This is a genomic window from Pararhizobium polonicum, from assembly GCF_001687365.1.
GTDB lineage: Bacteria > Pseudomonadota > Alphaproteobacteria > Rhizobiales > Rhizobiaceae > Pararhizobium > Pararhizobium polonicum.
The window spans coordinates 157333-171382 of the sequence record NZ_LGLV01000009.1 but is presented as its reverse complement, the minus strand read 5'-3'; the positions used below and the strand labels follow the sequence as shown (position 1 = coordinate 171382).

At 62.7% G+C, this 14050-nt stretch carries 12 protein-coding genes; 7 read left to right on the top strand and 5 right to left on the bottom strand.

Annotated elements, in window-relative coordinates:
* The first annotated feature begins 15 nt into the window (after window positions 1–15).
* From ADU59_RS15620 to ADU59_RS15590, 7 genes are all read left to right on the top strand, one after another.
* A complete protein-coding gene (locus tag ADU59_RS15620; protein WP_139093181.1) occupies window positions 16–2613 on the top strand; it encodes a hypothetical protein in 2598 nt (865 codons plus the stop codon).
* Window positions 2610–3674: a beta-galactosidase BglB gene (bglB, locus tag ADU59_RS15615; RefSeq protein WP_068955060.1), complete on the top strand. Its 1065-nt coding sequence runs from the start codon at window positions 2610–2612 to the stop codon at window positions 3672–3674. Before ADU59_RS15620 ends, bglB begins: the two co-directional genes overlap by 4 nt.
* Before the next feature lie 60 nt (window positions 3675–3734).
* Window positions 3735–4841: an ABC transporter ATP-binding protein gene (locus tag ADU59_RS15610; RefSeq protein ID WP_068955059.1), complete on the top strand. Its 1107-nt coding sequence runs from the start codon at window positions 3735–3737 to the stop codon at window positions 4839–4841.
* Entirely contained in the window at window positions 4838–5857 is a 1020-nt protein-coding gene (locus ADU59_RS15605) for a carbohydrate ABC transporter permease (protein ID WP_099050837.1), read from the top strand. Before ADU59_RS15610 ends, ADU59_RS15605 begins: the two co-directional genes overlap by 4 nt.
* Before the next feature lies 1 nt (window position 5858).
* On the top strand, window positions 5859–6902 hold the full coding sequence (locus tag ADU59_RS15600) for a carbohydrate ABC transporter permease (RefSeq protein WP_068955058.1): 1044 nt from the start codon (window positions 5859–5861) through the stop codon (window positions 6900–6902).
* Between the two features lie 4 nt (window positions 6903–6906).
* Window positions 6907–7941 (top strand): LacI family DNA-binding transcriptional regulator, encoded by a 1035-nt coding sequence (locus tag ADU59_RS15595; protein WP_068955057.1) that lies wholly within the window; start codon window positions 6907–6909, stop codon window positions 7939–7941.
* A gap of 188 nt (window positions 7942–8129) precedes the next feature.
* The gene (locus tag ADU59_RS15590) at window positions 8130–9008 is read left to right on the top strand and encodes an arginase family protein (protein ID WP_068955056.1); all 879 of its coding nucleotides are present in this window, start codon (window positions 8130–8132) and stop codon (window positions 9006–9008) included.
* Between the two features lie 97 nt (window positions 9009–9105).
* Here ADU59_RS15590 and ADU59_RS15585 read toward each other — a convergent pair whose 3' ends face one another.
* The 5 genes from ADU59_RS15585 to ADU59_RS15565 form a co-directional block, all read right to left on the bottom strand.
* Window positions 9106–10365 carry a TRAP transporter large permease gene (locus tag ADU59_RS15585; protein ID WP_068955055.1) on the bottom strand — a complete coding sequence of 420 codons (1260 nt, stop codon included), beginning with the start codon at window positions 10363–10365 and terminating at the stop codon, window positions 9106–9108.
* Window positions 10362–10895 (bottom strand): TRAP transporter small permease, encoded by a 534-nt coding sequence (locus tag ADU59_RS15580; RefSeq protein WP_068955054.1) that lies wholly within the window; start codon window positions 10893–10895, stop codon window positions 10362–10364. Before ADU59_RS15580 ends, ADU59_RS15585 begins: the two co-directional genes overlap by 4 nt.
* A 126-nt stretch (window positions 10896–11021) precedes the next feature.
* Window positions 11022–12026 (bottom strand): TRAP transporter substrate-binding protein, encoded by a 1005-nt coding sequence (locus ADU59_RS15575; protein WP_068955053.1) that lies wholly within the window; start codon window positions 12024–12026, stop codon window positions 11022–11024.
* 136 nt (window positions 12027–12162) lie between these two features.
* Window positions 12163–13188 carry a transketolase family protein gene (locus tag ADU59_RS15570; protein ID WP_068955052.1) on the bottom strand — a complete coding sequence of 342 codons (1026 nt, stop codon included), beginning with the start codon at window positions 13186–13188 and terminating at the stop codon, window positions 12163–12165.
* Window positions 13185–14039: a transketolase gene (locus ADU59_RS15565; RefSeq protein WP_068955051.1), complete on the bottom strand. Its 855-nt coding sequence runs from the start codon at window positions 14037–14039 to the stop codon at window positions 13185–13187. The genes ADU59_RS15570 and ADU59_RS15565 overlap by 4 nt, the downstream gene beginning before the upstream one ends.
* Window positions 14040–14050: the final 11 nt, after the last annotated feature.

Sequence of the window (14050 nt, the reverse complement as noted above, 5' to 3'; positions counted from 1 at the left end):
AGGAGGTCGCAGGGAGTGATGAAAAGAATTTCATTAGAATTTCCTGAAGACGAAATCGAGCATGACGGGCTTGCGGCCGGAGCGACGCTCTGGCCGGTTGCGCCCGGCGAAGCGCTGAACCGCTGGCATGTCAGCGCAGCGGAGACCGAGTATTTCCCGGGAACGGCCCGGCCGATGCCGGACGCGATCGATTATCGCTTTATCAACGGATGGGTTGCCACCGGTGACCTGCCCTGCCGCGAAGCCTTGCGTGCACGGCTTCTGACCCGCGATATCCGGCTGCCGTCGTCCATCGATTTTTCCAATATCTATCTCGGGGGCGAAGACCCCCGCGTCGATTTTTCCACCTTCTGTTTCCGCCCGCTTCTCATTCGCCGCTGGATGCGCTGCATCGTCACCGCGCCGGCGGCACAGACTATCCGCCTTGCCGCCGAAACCTGCGGCGGCCTGCATGTCTGGCTCAACGGGACGAAAGTGCTGGCGCACGAGCCCTATGATCGCAACATCGCCCATTCCGCAACGTTTTCCGCCGATCTGCCGCAGGGCGAAAGCATTCTCACCGTATTTCTCGAAGACCTGCACGAGCGCGATACCAGCTGCTTCTTCAAACTGACGCTGCTGGACGGAACGGGCATCACCGCCGGCATCGAGGCCGAGATCGACAGTCATTCCATGCGCGAGGTCGAGGCCACGCTGAACGGCCTGCGGACCGACCGGCTGTTCTATGAAAAGGGCACGGTGCGGGTGATTGCCGACTATCTGCCCGATCGTCCGGTGGACATCGAGCTCGGACCCGATTGGCATCCGTCCGAAACGGTGACGATGAACGTGCTGCCGGATGGCGTGGGCAAGACGGCCGAGCCGATCCGCTTCACGATTTCCAAGGACAGCCCGGTGGCGGACCTGTTCAACGTCGACGGTCTGAGGGCCGGCTGCATCTCGCTGACATTCGTCGTTCAGATCGCCGGCGTGCGGATCGAGCGCGGGCTCGGCACCTCCATCCTGCCGCCACCGCTGTCGCTCGATCAGGGCCATATCGCTGATCGCAAACGGGCGGCACTCGACGTCATGGCCGCCGGCGGCAAGAACGAGCCGTCGCGAGCCCTTGTCCTGCTGGCGCTTGAAAAAGCGCCGGAGCAGGCATTGCAGTTGATCGAGGCCGCACTGCCGCCGGTGATCGAGCGCCATGATTGCGCCGATTTCTGGCTACTGCCGCTGCTGTGGGCCTACCGCAAGCATGCCGGCACCCAGTTGCCGGACGAAACATGGCAGAGACTGCGCGGCATCATCCTCGATTTCCGCTACTGGCTGGATGAGCCGGGCAACGACGTGATGTGGTACTGGAGCGAGAACCATGTCCTCTGCTTCCATATTGCCCAATACCTGGCGGGCGACCTGTTTCCCGACGATGTCTTTCCCAACAGCGGCAAGACCGGTGCCCAGCACCGGGCGCAGGCCGAGGCACGGCTGCATCGCTGGTTCGATGCGGTCGACGCGCACGGTCTGGCCGAATGGAACTCCGCCGCCTATTACCCGATCGACTTCCTCGGCCTGTTCACGCTGTTCGAAAACACCGACGATCCAAAACTGAAGGAACGGACCCGCGGCTTGCTGGACGAGATTTTCGTCATGACCGCGCTGCATACGCTGGAAAGCGTTCCGTCCGGATCTCAGGGACGCGTTTACGAAAAGGAACTGTTCGCCGGACCGGCAACCGAGCTTGCCTCGGTCGCTGCAATCGCCTTTGGCGGCCGCTGGTATGCCGGGCACGACCGCGCGGCCGCGCTCTTTGCCCTGTCGGACTACGAGCCGCCAGCGCTTGCCACCGGCCTTGCCTTCCCGCCCAAAGGCAAGCGGCTTACGGCGCGCTATACCCAGGGCCTGAACATGAATGCCAAGCTGTCGCTCTGGAAATGCGCCGACGCGCAATTGTCCAGCGTCGCGGAATACAAGACCGGCGAGCTCGGACATCAGCAGCATATGGCCGATATTCAGCTTTCCGGGCACATGCTGGCGCGCTTCTTCGTCAATCATCCGGGCGACCTCAAGGTCTGGGGCGGCAGCCGTCCGTCCTACTGGGCCGGCAACGGCATCAATCCGCGCGTCGCCCAATATGACAATGTGGCGATGATGCTGTTCGACCTGACGTGCCAGCCCCATTCCATCCGGTTTACCCATGTCTTCGTCCCCGTCGAACTGTGCGACGAGGTCATCGTCGACACGCACTGGATTTTTGCGCGGGTTGCGGACGGCTATGTCTGCATCCACGGGACCTCGGCGCTGGAACGGCTCGATCAGGGCCTGTTCGCCGGTATGGAATGGCGCATGCATGCGGAAAAAGCCGGCTGGCTGATGATTGCCGGCAGCGCGCAGACGCATGGCGGCTTTTCCGCCTTCCGGGAAAGCTGCCTTTCCCTTGCGCCGCATTTCGACGCGGACGCGGTGAGCCTGACGCTCGACCATCCGGATGGTGCCCTGGTGCTGCCGTTCGGGGGGGACCTGCGATGCGCCGGCACCCCCATGCCTTTCGAGCCGCTTTCCATCGTGCCGCAGATCGGCATCGATGGTGGTGCGCTTCATTCCTGGACGAAATTGAAGGAGCTTTCCGCATGATCCCGGCCGCGGATATCACATCAGCCATTTCGCAGATTTCCCGAGGCTTTCGCCGCCTGAAGGGTATCGGCGACACAGCCGGCGCCGATACCGGCGAGATCGTCTTCGACGAATGGGACTGGGAGGTCGGCGTCGGGCTCTACGGCTATTTCCGCGATGCCGAGGAGCGCGACGATCAGGCCGCCTTCGACAGACTGATCCGCTGGTACGAAAACCAGCTCGCCCGCGGTCTGCCGCGCCGCCAGGTCAATTCCACCTCGCCGATGCTGGTGTTTTCGCTGCTGGCCGAAAAGTTCGGGCGCGAGGATTGGAAGGCGATCGTCCACGACTGGGCGCTGTGGATTTTCGAGGAGATGCCCCGCACCGAAGAGGGCGGCTACCAGCACCTCGTCAAGGAACGCGACAATGAGGGACAGCTCTGGGACGACACCCTGTTCATGGCGGTGCTGTTCATGACGACGGCCGGCCGGCTGTGCGGACGGCCCGACTGGATCGAGGATGCGCATTACCAATATCTCTGCCACATCCGCTTTCTGGGCGATCCGCCGAGCGGGCTGTTCTTTCACGGCTGGACTTTTCTTGGGCGGCACAATTATGCGCGCGCGCTGTGGGCAAGGGGCAATGCCTGGATCACCATCGCCATTCCGGAACTCTTCCGCATCGCCCCGCCGCAGGGTGCGGTTGCGCGCTATCTGAAAGAGGTCTACCGCACGCAGGTTCGTGTCCTGCAGACGCTGCAGAACGAGCAAGGCATGTTCCATACGCTGCTGGACGATGCGGGCAGCCCGATCGAGGCCTCCGCCACCGCCGGTATCGGCTACGGCATCCTTGCCGGCATCCGCGAAGGGTTGATCGACGAGAGCTTCCGGGTCACGGCCGAGCGTTCGCTCAGCGCCATCCTGTCGCGGATCGACGAAACCGGCCTTTTGATGGATGTTTCGGACGGCACGCCGATGGGCGAGGATCTCGACTTCTACCGTCGCATCAAAAATCTGCCGACGCCTTATGGTCAGGCGCTCGGAGGATTGTTCCTGATGGAATCGAGACGGCAGGCGTGCTGACGGAGAGGACGCGCGCGATCACGGCAGCGCGTCCATCACGGAAATTGGGAGGAAAGAACAATGACCGCAATATCCATGAAGGATCTGCGCAAATCCTACGGATCGCTGGAAGTCATCCATGGCATCGATATCGAGGTGCAGTCCGGCGAGTTCATCGCTCTTGTCGGTCCGTCGGGCTGCGGCAAATCCACATTGCTCCGGATGATCTCCGGCCTTGAGCCGATCTCGGCCGGGCAGATGAGCTTTGACGACCAGCGCGTCAACGATCTTTCGCCGGCCCAGCGCCAGATCGCCATGGTGTTCCAGTCCTATGCGCTCTACCCGCATATGAGCGTGCGCAAGAACCTGTCCTTCGGGCTGGAAAACCTGCGGATGGAAAAGGCGGAGATCAATCGCCGGGTGGACGCCGCGGCCAAAATGCTGGCGATCGACGGCTATCTCGACCGCAAGCCCAAGGCGCTCTCCGGCGGACAGCGCCAGCGTGTCGCGATCGGCCGGGCGATCGTGCGCCAACCGCGCGTCTTCCTGTTCGACGAGCCGCTCTCCAATCTCGATGCGAAGCTGCGCGTCCAGACCCGCTCGGAAATCACCAAGCTGCACAAGCAGCTGAAGACGACGATGATCTACGTCACCCATGATCAGGTCGAAGCGATGACCATGGCGCAGAAAATCGTCGTTCTCAACAAGGGCAAGGTCGAGCAGATCGGCCGGCCGCTCGATCTCTTCGAAAGACCCGCCAATCTCTTCGTCGCCGGCTTCATCGGCTCGCCGCGCATGAATATCTATCCGGGCAAGGTCGTTTCGTCCGGTGGCGATGGCGTGACGCTCGACAGCCCCCATCTCGGCCGCTTCACCGTACCGGGCATGGACGCCGACGTTCAGGCCGGCAGCGATGTCGCGATCGGCCTGCGGCCGTCCCATCTCAAGCTCAGGCCCACGACACCCGGCACAGGTGGCGGCACCATGGTGGTCGAACAGGTCGAAAGCATGGGGCACGAAACCTTCGTCTATGGCCGCACCAGCCAGAGCGATGAATTGACGATCGTCCACGTGCCGGGCCATTTCGAAGCGGAAACAGGTACAACCCTTGCCTTCACATTCGATCCCGCCTTCGCCCATCTCTTCTCCGCCGCAGATGGCCGGTCGCTCAAGGGAGCGCGGATATGAGTGCGCCGGCCAGCGTCGCACCTCCCGCCGTTGCGCGCAGCGAGCGTGTCGGGGACGGGCTCGACGCGGTGATGCGGGTGGTGGAAATGCCGATGGCGGCGCTGCAGCGGCTCCTCGGTGCGGCACGCATGCCCTATGTCTTCATCTTGCCGAACATGGTGCTGTTCACCATTTTCGTCTTCGTGCCCGTTGGGCTGGCCATCGCCTACGCGTTCACCGGCGGCACCAATCTGCTGATCTGGGACCGGCCTTTCGTCGGGCTTGAGAACTTCAAGGCGCTGCTCGATTGCGGCAGCTATCTGACCCCCTCCACCTGCCGCTACAATCTGTTCTGGACCGCCGTCCACAATACCTGGTGGTACACCCTCCTCAATACGCTCGGCACCCTGTTCTTCGCCCTGGTGACGGCGCTGGTGCTCAACCGGCTGACGCGCGGGCGCGGTTTTTTCCGGGCGGTCTTTTTCTATCCGGTGCTCCTGTCACCCGTCGTCGTCGGCCTCATCTGGCAATGGTTTTTGGCGCGTGAAGGCCTGCTCAACAGCTTCCTGATGGAATGGTTCGATACGCGGATCATCTTTCTGCTGGAAGTCGCCTGGTCGCGCATCTGGGTCGTGTATGTCTCCATCTGGTTCCACATGGGCTTCTTCATGCTGATTATCCTTGCCGGATTGCAGGCGATCCCGCGCGATATCTACGAGGCGGCCGAGATCGACGGAACCTCGCAATGGCGGCAGTTCTGGTGCCTGACCCTGCCGCTGCTGATGCCCAATCTCCTCGTCGTCACCGTGCTGCTGCTCATCCGCTCGGTCCAGGTCTTCGACGAAGCCTGGGTGCTGACCAATGGCGGCGGACCGGGAACCGCGAATACCTTCATCGTGCAGTTCATCTACCAGACGGCCTTCTCCCCGGACCTGCGGCTTTACGGCCTGGCGTCCGCCGCTTCCGTCCTGATGGGGATCGCCCTGCTCCTCCTCACACTCTCGCAGCTCTGGCTCGCCAAGAAAGCGCAGGTCTGACATGATTGCCTTTCTCACCCGCACCCGCCATCCCGGCCGGTTTGACCTCTCCGACTGGCTCGCCTGGGGCTGGGCCATTCTCGGCACGCTGGTCGTTGCCATCCCCATCGCCTGGGCCGTCATCTCCTCGCTGAAGACGGAAGCGGAGATCAATTCCTTTCCGCCGGCACTTGTGCCGCGTGCCGCCCAGACAATCACCGTCGAAGGCCAGGCAAAGCCCTTGTCGGTATGGATCAGGACGGCGCCCGATGGCAGCGAACAGACAGTCGCGCTGGTGCGCCGTGTCGGGCTGTCGGCGACGGTGCTCGATCCCACCAAACCGGAAGAGACCTTCCGCGTTCCGGTCGCCGAGCTGCGCCAGCTCAAGGAATTCCACTTGCAATTCTCGAATTATACCGAGCCGATGAAGCAGTTCAATTTCCTGCGCTATCTCTGGAACACCGTGTTCGTCACCGTGGTCGCCACGATCCTGACGCTGCTTCTCAATTCGATGGCGGCTTTCGCGCTGTCGAAATACCGCTTTGCCGGCCGCAACGCCATGTTCGCGCTCATCCTGTCGACCATGATGATCCCGCTGTCGGTGATCATGGTGCCGGCCTTCATGGTGATCGTCGGCTTGAACCTCGCCGACAATCTGTGGGGCGTGATCCTGTCGACCGTCTCGACGCCCACCGGCGTGTTCCTGCTGCGGCAATATATGCTGACCATTCCGGACGACCTGATCGAGGCCGCCCGGGTGGATGCGGCATCGGAGTTCCGCATCTACCGGCGGATCGTGCTGCCGCTCTGCGCGCCGGCGCTCGCTGTGCTCGCCATCTTCTCGGTCATCTGGCGCTGGAACGATTTCCTCTGGCCGCTGATCGTTCTGTCCAGCCCGGAAAACTACACGCTGCAGATCGGATTGAGCGCTCTGCAAGGTCAGTTCAACGTGCAATGGCACTATATTCTGGCGATGACGGTCGTTACCTTGCTGCCGGTAACCGTGGTATTCCTCTTCCTGCAGAAATATATCACCGAAGGCGTTGCCAGCAGCGGAGTGAAATGACCTCGTGAGCATCAAGAAGATAGCCGAACAGAGCGGCGTTTCCCTGAGCACGGTCAGCCACGTGCTGAACGGCACGGCGAAGATCTCCGACGCGGTGCGCGACCGCGTCATGACGATCGCACGCGAAAGCGGCTATCTCGATTCGCGCCTGCGCCGCGCCATGCAGCCGACGCTGAAATCCGTCATGCTGGTGGCGTCGGCCGACAGGCTGCCGCAGAACGACACCAACTATGTCTCCTGGACCATTCTGGAAAGCCTGCGCAAGGAATGCGCCGCGCGCGGCATCCAGATCAAGCCGCTGGTGACGGAGGGAAGCCGGCTGATGCCGGGGCCGGTGCTGAGCCGGATCAAGGAGACCCCGTCCGATGGGATCATCGTCTATTTCGACGAAAACCCGGAACTGCTCGAAGCCGTGTCGCGGCTTGACCGTCCGGCCCTGCTCCTTGCGGGACAGGACCCGACCATGCGGGTCGGCTCCGTCGGTATCGGCAACCGTTATGGTGCGCGGCTCGGCGTCCAGCACCTGCTCGATCTTGGACACCGCAATATCGCGCTGGTCGGATGGACGGGGCGATACACGATCCGCCAGCGGCAGGACGGCTATAACGAGGCGATCCGCGACCACGAGGCGATCGGCGCGCGCGGCTCCATCATCATGATCGACAGTTTCGAGCCGGAAGAAGCAGCGCGCAGCATGCGCCGCTGGCTGGAGGAAAACGGCGGCCTCGGAGACCTGACGGCGATGTTCTGTCTTGCCGACAACATCGCCATCGGGGTGATCCAGGCCTTGAAGGAGCGCGGCTACCGGGTCCCGCAGGATGTCTCGGTGCTTGGTTTCGACGATATCCTGCGCGGCCAGATGATGGACCCGCCGCTTTCCACCGTCCATGCACCACTCGCCCAGATCGGCCGCATGGCGCTCGATGAAATGGAATATTGCCTGCGGACCCTCGGCGAGCATCTGCCCGCGCGCCGCGTGGAACTGGGCTGCACCATCGTCGAGCGGGGATCGTGCGCACCGATCGGCACGGCCCGGTAACCGCCGACCGACATGAAGCCGTCACCTCAGCCATCCGGCCATGATCTCCCGCGTGATAAATCTGTGGAACAATGGGACCAGTCCGGCCGGTCACACTCCAGAGAGGAACGCTGCCCGCTACACTTCGGATCGGTAAATCAGGATGGCCGATGGCCCCGGCATAACACCCGGAGCTGAGGAGGAGTTTCATGCAGAGCGCACTGACAATATTTGCAGGCAGGTGTGGCGATCGCAATCCACGCGCGATGGCCGGTGCGTCCGTCATCGGGGAACGGATAGCGGAGCGGCTGGGGATTGCTCCTGCGCTGATCGGCACTCCGGAACCGCCGCTGGCAACGGGCTGGCGCGAAGAACTCGATGCCGCCCTTCCTGCCCTGCACCGCTTCGCGCAGCATCTGGATTCCGTCATCGGCAAGGGCCTGCGTCCCGTTACGACAGCGGGGCGGTGCGCCGCGTCGCTGGCAACATTGCCGGTCATTGCCCGGCACTTCCCGGATGCCGCCGTGGTGTGGTTCGACGCCCACGCCGACAGCAATGTTCCGGAATCCTCCGATACCGGCTATCTGGGAGGACTGGTTCTCACCGGCGCCGCCGGCCTGTGGCCAACCGGCCTGGGTGACGCATTGAGACTGGACAACGTGATCCTGGTCGGCACCCGGGATCTCGATCCGTTCGAGCGGAATCTGATGGAACGCGGAACACTGAAGCTCGTTCCTCCCGGCAAGACCCTGCCGGACGCCCTTCGCAAAGCCATCGGTGAGCGCCCCGTCTACATCCATCTCGACTGCGACGTTCTGATGCCCGGCCTGGTGCCAAGCGACTATCAGGTCGAGGGAGGCCTGTCGCTTGCGGAATTGCGCAATGCCTTCGAGATTCTCGCCGGAAACGACGTCGTCGGTCTTGAGATTGCCGAATATGAAGACCGATGGGCAGCAACCGGCAAGCCAGGCCATCCCGACGGTTTGATGGACGCGATCGATCCCGTCTTGCAGCAGTTTCGGAATTCCGAACAGACGTCGCCAGCCGAATTGCCGGAGCCAGGCGCATCGGCCGGGACAGACACCTAGCCGCCTTCCGTTCTGGAAGGGACGCCTCATCCATCGCTTCGAATGACAAGCCCGCGGCACACCATGCGCCGCGGGCTTGCCGGTGATCGGATACGCCTCAGTAGATCGTCAGCGCGGGAATGTAGCTGACGGCGATCAGCAGCAGCATGGCCATCGCGAAGAACGGCCAGAGTTCGCGGGTGGTCGCCCCAAGCGGCGCTTTGGCAATGGACGTCGAGATGAACAGGGTCGTTCCGATCGGTGGCGTATAAAGGCCGATGCCGAGGTTGATGACCATGATGATGCCGAGCTGTACCCGGTCCAGCCCGATCGCATCGGCCAGCGGCACGAAGATCGGCCCCAGCAGCAGGATGGACGGCGGCAGGTCCAGAGGCATGCCGACGATCAGCATCAGGATGTTCATCATCAGGATGATGACGATCGGATTGGAGATGTTGTCCGCAACCCATGTCGCCACATGTTGCGGCGTCTGGTCGAAGGTCAGGACCCAGCCGACGGCAGCACTTCCCATGATCACGAGCATGACCACCCCGGTGGCCGTACCCGCCTCCACGAAGTTGTCGCAGAAACGCTTCCAGGTGAGATCGCGGTAGAAAAACAGGCTGAGGATCAGCGAATAGACCACCGAGAGTACCGCCACTTCCGTTGGCGTGGCAAAGCCGAAGCGCAGGCCGAGAATGATCAGCACCGGCAAAAGCAGGGCCGGCATGCTCTTCATCGCAAGCCCGGCCAGATCGCGCTTGCGGACACGTTCATCCTTTGTCGCATAGCCGCGCTTCACCGAGATCGCCCAGCAGACGAAGACAAAGCCGATTGCCATGAGGATGCCGGGCAAGATCCCCGCAAGGAACAGATTGGCGACGCTGACGCCGCTGACCAGCGAATAGAGGATCAGCGGAATGGACGGCGGAATCAGCACGTCGATCACCGCGGATGTCGCATTGTTGGCGGCACAGAGCGGGGCGGGATAGCCCTGCCGCTTCTGCCAGGGGATAAGCACGGAACCGAGCGCACTGGCATTGGCGACGGCCGACCCGGAAACGCCGCCGAACACCACGGAAGAGATGACGGTTGTCGAAAGCGCCCCGCCCCGCCAGCGCTGCATGGATTTCGACGCCAGCTCCAGCAACTGTTGACCGAGCGTGCCGCCCAGCATCAACGTTCCAGCCAGCATGAAGAACGGCAGGGCGAGCATCGGAAAGGACTGGGTCTGATCATAGACCTGCTGGGCGACGATCGACAGCGGCACGTAGCCGTTGAAGAGAATGCCCGCACCGGCAGCGATGATCAGGCCATAGCCCACCGGCACGGCCAGCATCATGAGGACACAGAAGGTGACGACCATAATGAGGGTCATAGCGGCATCTCCTGAGTATCGGCAGCGGGGCGGGCAGCCCAACCGTTGACGGCGACGCGCAGCACGGCCGTGGCGGTCACGATGGCGACGAGCAGGCCGCCGGTGGCGATCGAATAATAGCCGATGCTGTTGGGCAGCCCGAGGACCGGACTGTGCTCGATCCCGGCGATGTCGGCAACGATCAGCGCCTGTCGTGCCAGCACCAGAAAGGATGCAAGCGTGATCAGGTTTGCCAGAAGGAAGACCTTCACCTTGCCCGGCTCGTCGACCTTGCCATAGATCCACTCGACGGCCATGTGAGAGCCCAGTTGAGCCGCCAGAACAATGCCCGCGATGATGAACCACGGAAAGATCAACGTCGGCAGTTCCTGGGCGAAATCGAACCCGCCGGACGCGAAGGTGTAGCGCGCCACGACATTGGCAGTCATCACGACGGTCAGCACGATGCCGGACAGGATGATCGCCCACCTGCATAGCCGTGATACCAGTCCATCAATCCGATCCGCTGCTGAAAGCAATCCCCCGGTCATCGTTCCTCCTCCAAAATCACGCATTCCCCATGCCGCCCGGTCAAGCAGCCTACTCGCATTGGCATGGTTTCATGGAAACCGGAATGGCGCATTGCCGGCATGCGGCGATGCGCCATTCCCTGTGGGTCAGCTTTGAGCCGCAGCCTCGATTTGCGACACGAATTCGCCAAAGGGCTTCTGCTTCCAGTTTTCGAGAACCGGGCGGGTGGCCGCGACAAAGGCGGCACGGTCCACGTCGGCGATCTCGATTGCAGCGTTCGACTTGAAGGCCGCCAAGGTGTCGGTCGCTTTCTGGGCGGAGAGGCTGCGCTGCAGATCGCCTGCCTCCTGCGCCGCCGCCTTCACGGCCTCGAGATCGGCGCCGAGACGCGCTTCGGCGATCTTCGACATCAGGAAAGGCGTGGACTCCCACTTGTGCGCGGTCAGGCTGATATACTTGTTGACCTCGTAGAGCTTGGAGCTCTCGATATTGGCAAGCGGATTTTCCTGTCCGTCCACGACGCCCTGCTGGAGTGCGATATAGAGTTCGCCAAAGGCGATCTGCTCGGTGCTGGCACCCAGCGCGCGAAAGATGTCGATGGTCATCGGATCGGCCGGTGTGCGGATCTTCAGCCCGTTGAGATCGGCCGGCGTGATGACCGCCTTCTTCGAATTGGACAGGTGCCGGATGCCGTTGTCCCACCAGTTCAGCGCAACGATGCCGACGGCGGCGAACCGTTCGTCAAGCGCCTTGCCGACATCCCCGCCCAGAACCTTGATCGCGTGATCGGCGCTCTCGAACATGAAAGGCAGGCCGAGCGCCGCGATCTCCGGCACAACCGCGGAGACGGGGCCCTGGCTATTGGCGGTAAAGTCAAGCGCACCGGTGCGCAGGCTGGTGAGCATGGCGGCGTCGCTGCCGAGCGTTTCGGAGCCCGCGACATTGACCGCAACGCGGCCCTCGGTTTTGGCCGCGACCAGCTCGGCGAACTTCGCCGCCGCAAGCGTGCGCGGATTGCCGGGCGCAGCACCGTGGCCAAGGGTCAGCGTGGTTGCGGCGCGCGCATGCCGGATGCCGCTGAGAACGGCAGGCGCGGCAAGCGCCACGCCGGTCATCGTCAGGAACGTCCGCCTTTTCAAGGATAGTGTCATGTCTTCCTCCCGTTGATCGAATGTGCCCGAAGGCAGCTGGTTCAGTCCGGTGCCCGGCGATCGTCTCCTCTTGATCGACCGGATACCGCTCGTCTCGTTCACACAGGATCGTTTCACGGATCCGATGCGTTCAATCTCAATCCTCGTTCAGCCACCCCTTGGTGCGCTCGCAAATCCGCTCCACGGAAATCCCGTAGCGATCGTGAAGCGTCGGCAGGGCGCCCGCGTCGAGGAAAGCATCGGGCAGAGCCACGTGCCGCAGGCGCGGCGCGCGGCCGTTTTTCAGCAGTGCCAGCGCGACCGCCTCGCCGAGACCGCCGATTTCCGAATGATTTTCCGCGACGATCAGCAGCCGGTCCATCCGATCGGCTTCGGCCAGGATGGTCTCGACATCAAGGGGCTTGATGGTCGGCGAATGCAGGACCGCACAGGAAATTCCGTCCTTGTCCAGGCGTTTTGCGGCTTCGAGAACGCGCATGGTGAGAATGCCCGAGGAAATGAAGAGAACATCTGCACCATCGCGAAGGCGCTTCGCCTTGCCGAGTTCGAACTGGTAGTCGTATTCGTCGAGCACCACCGGGACCTGGCCACGCAGCAGCCGCAGATAAACCGGGCCCGGATATTCGGCAATAGCCGGTACTGCGCCTTCGATGTCGATCGCGTCGCATGGATCGATGATCGTCATGTTTGGCATGGCACGGAATATGGCGATGTCGTCGGTCGCCTGATGGCTGGGGCCATAGCCGGTCGTCAGCCCGGGCAGGGCGCAGACAATCTTCACCGGCAGGTTTTCCTCGGCGATCGCCATCGCGATGAAATCATAGGCGCGGCGGGCGGCGAAAACCGCATAGGTGGTGGCAAATGGCATGAAACCTTCGCGCGCCAGACCGGCTGCCGTGCTCATGAGCAGCTGCTCGGCCATGCCCATCTGATAGAAGCGGTCCGGATAGGCCTTGGCGAAAATATGGAGGTCCGTGTACTTGCCGAGATCGGCAGTGAGCCCGACGATGTCAGGCCGGCTTTCTGCAAGCTTGACCAGGCCATGACCGAACGGCGCAGGGCGGGTCGCCTGCCCCTCCGCGGCGATCGAGGCGATCATGGCCGAGGTGGTCAGCCGCTTCTTCGGCGCATCGGCGGTGACAGGGGTCGGTTTCGTACTCATGTGGGTCGTCCTGCTTCCAAGGCGTCCAGCGCCAGCGTCCATTCATGGGGCTCGACGCGGATGAAGTGCGTAACCTCCCGGCTTTCGAGGAAGGGAACGCCGCTGCCCATGCGGGTATCGAAGATGATCGCCCGCGGCCGGTCGTCCTCGATCGCCATGGCGATATCGAAGGCGTTGCGAACGGCATCGATATCGTTGCCGTCGACACGCTGCACATGCCAGCCAAAGGCTGAAAACTTGTCCGTTACCGGCTCCGACGACAGCATCTCGCGCGACGGACCGTCTGCCTGCTGGTTGTTGAAGTCGACGAGGTTGATGAGGTTGCCGAGACGATGATGGGCAGCCCCCATCGCGGCTTCCCAGGTCGATCCCTCGCCCAGTTCCCCATCCGACATCAGGTTGAAGATGAAGCGGTCCGATTGCTTCCGCTTCAGCCCTAGCGCCATGCCGACGGCGATACCGAGGCCGTGGCCGAGAGAGCCGCCGGTGATCTCCATGCCGGGCGTATAGGACGCCATTCCGGACATCGGCAGACGGGAATCGTCGCAGCCATAGGTCTCCAGCTCGTCCTCCGGCACGATACCGGCCTCGATCAGCGCAGCGTAGAGGGCGATCGCATAATGCCCGATGGAGAGCAGGAAGCGATCGCGCCCTTCCCAGTGCGGATCGTCCGCCCGGTAGCGCATGGCGTGAAAATACGAAACAGCCAGAACGTCGGCGATGCCGAGCGCCTGACCGACATAACCCTGCCCCTGGACCTCGCCCATCAGCACGGCATTGCGCCGGATGCGGTAAGCGCGGTCCGCGAGGGACATGTTGGCCTTGAGCGCCGTGTCGGGCGTCGGTGTCATGATGCGTTTCC

Excerpts from the sequence above, each read along its gene's own strand:
- bglB (WP_068955060.1), top strand. The coding sequence starts at position 2,610 with ATGATCCCGGCCGCGGATATCACATCAGCCATTTCGCAGATTTCCCGA.
- ADU59_RS15610 (WP_068955059.1), top strand. The coding sequence starts at position 3,735 with ATGACCGCAATATCCATGAAGGATCTGCGCAAATCCTACGGATCGCTG.
- ADU59_RS15605 (WP_099050837.1), top strand. The coding sequence starts at position 4,838 with ATGAGTGCGCCGGCCAGCGTCGCACCTCCCGCCGTTGCGCGCAGCGAG.
- ADU59_RS15600 (WP_068955058.1), top strand. The coding sequence starts at position 5,859 with ATGATTGCCTTTCTCACCCGCACCCGCCATCCCGGCCGGTTTGACCTC.
- ADU59_RS15590 (WP_068955056.1), top strand. The coding sequence starts at position 8,130 with ATGCAGAGCGCACTGACAATATTTGCAGGCAGGTGTGGCGATCGCAAT.
- ADU59_RS15585 (WP_068955055.1), bottom strand. The coding sequence starts at position 10,365 with ATGACCCTCATTATGGTCGTCACCTTCTGTGTCCTCATGATGCTGGCC.
- ADU59_RS15580 (WP_068955054.1), bottom strand. The coding sequence starts at position 10,895 with ATGACCGGGGGATTGCTTTCAGCAGCGGATCGGATTGATGGACTGGTA.
- ADU59_RS15575 (WP_068955053.1), bottom strand. The coding sequence starts at position 12,026 with ATGACACTATCCTTGAAAAGGCGGACGTTCCTGACGATGACCGGCGTG.
- ADU59_RS15570 (WP_068955052.1), bottom strand. The coding sequence starts at position 13,188 with ATGAGTACGAAACCGACCCCTGTCACCGCCGATGCGCCGAAGAAGCGG.
- ADU59_RS15565 (WP_068955051.1), bottom strand. The coding sequence starts at position 14,039 with ATGACACCGACGCCCGACACGGCGCTCAAGGCCAACATGTCCCTCGCG.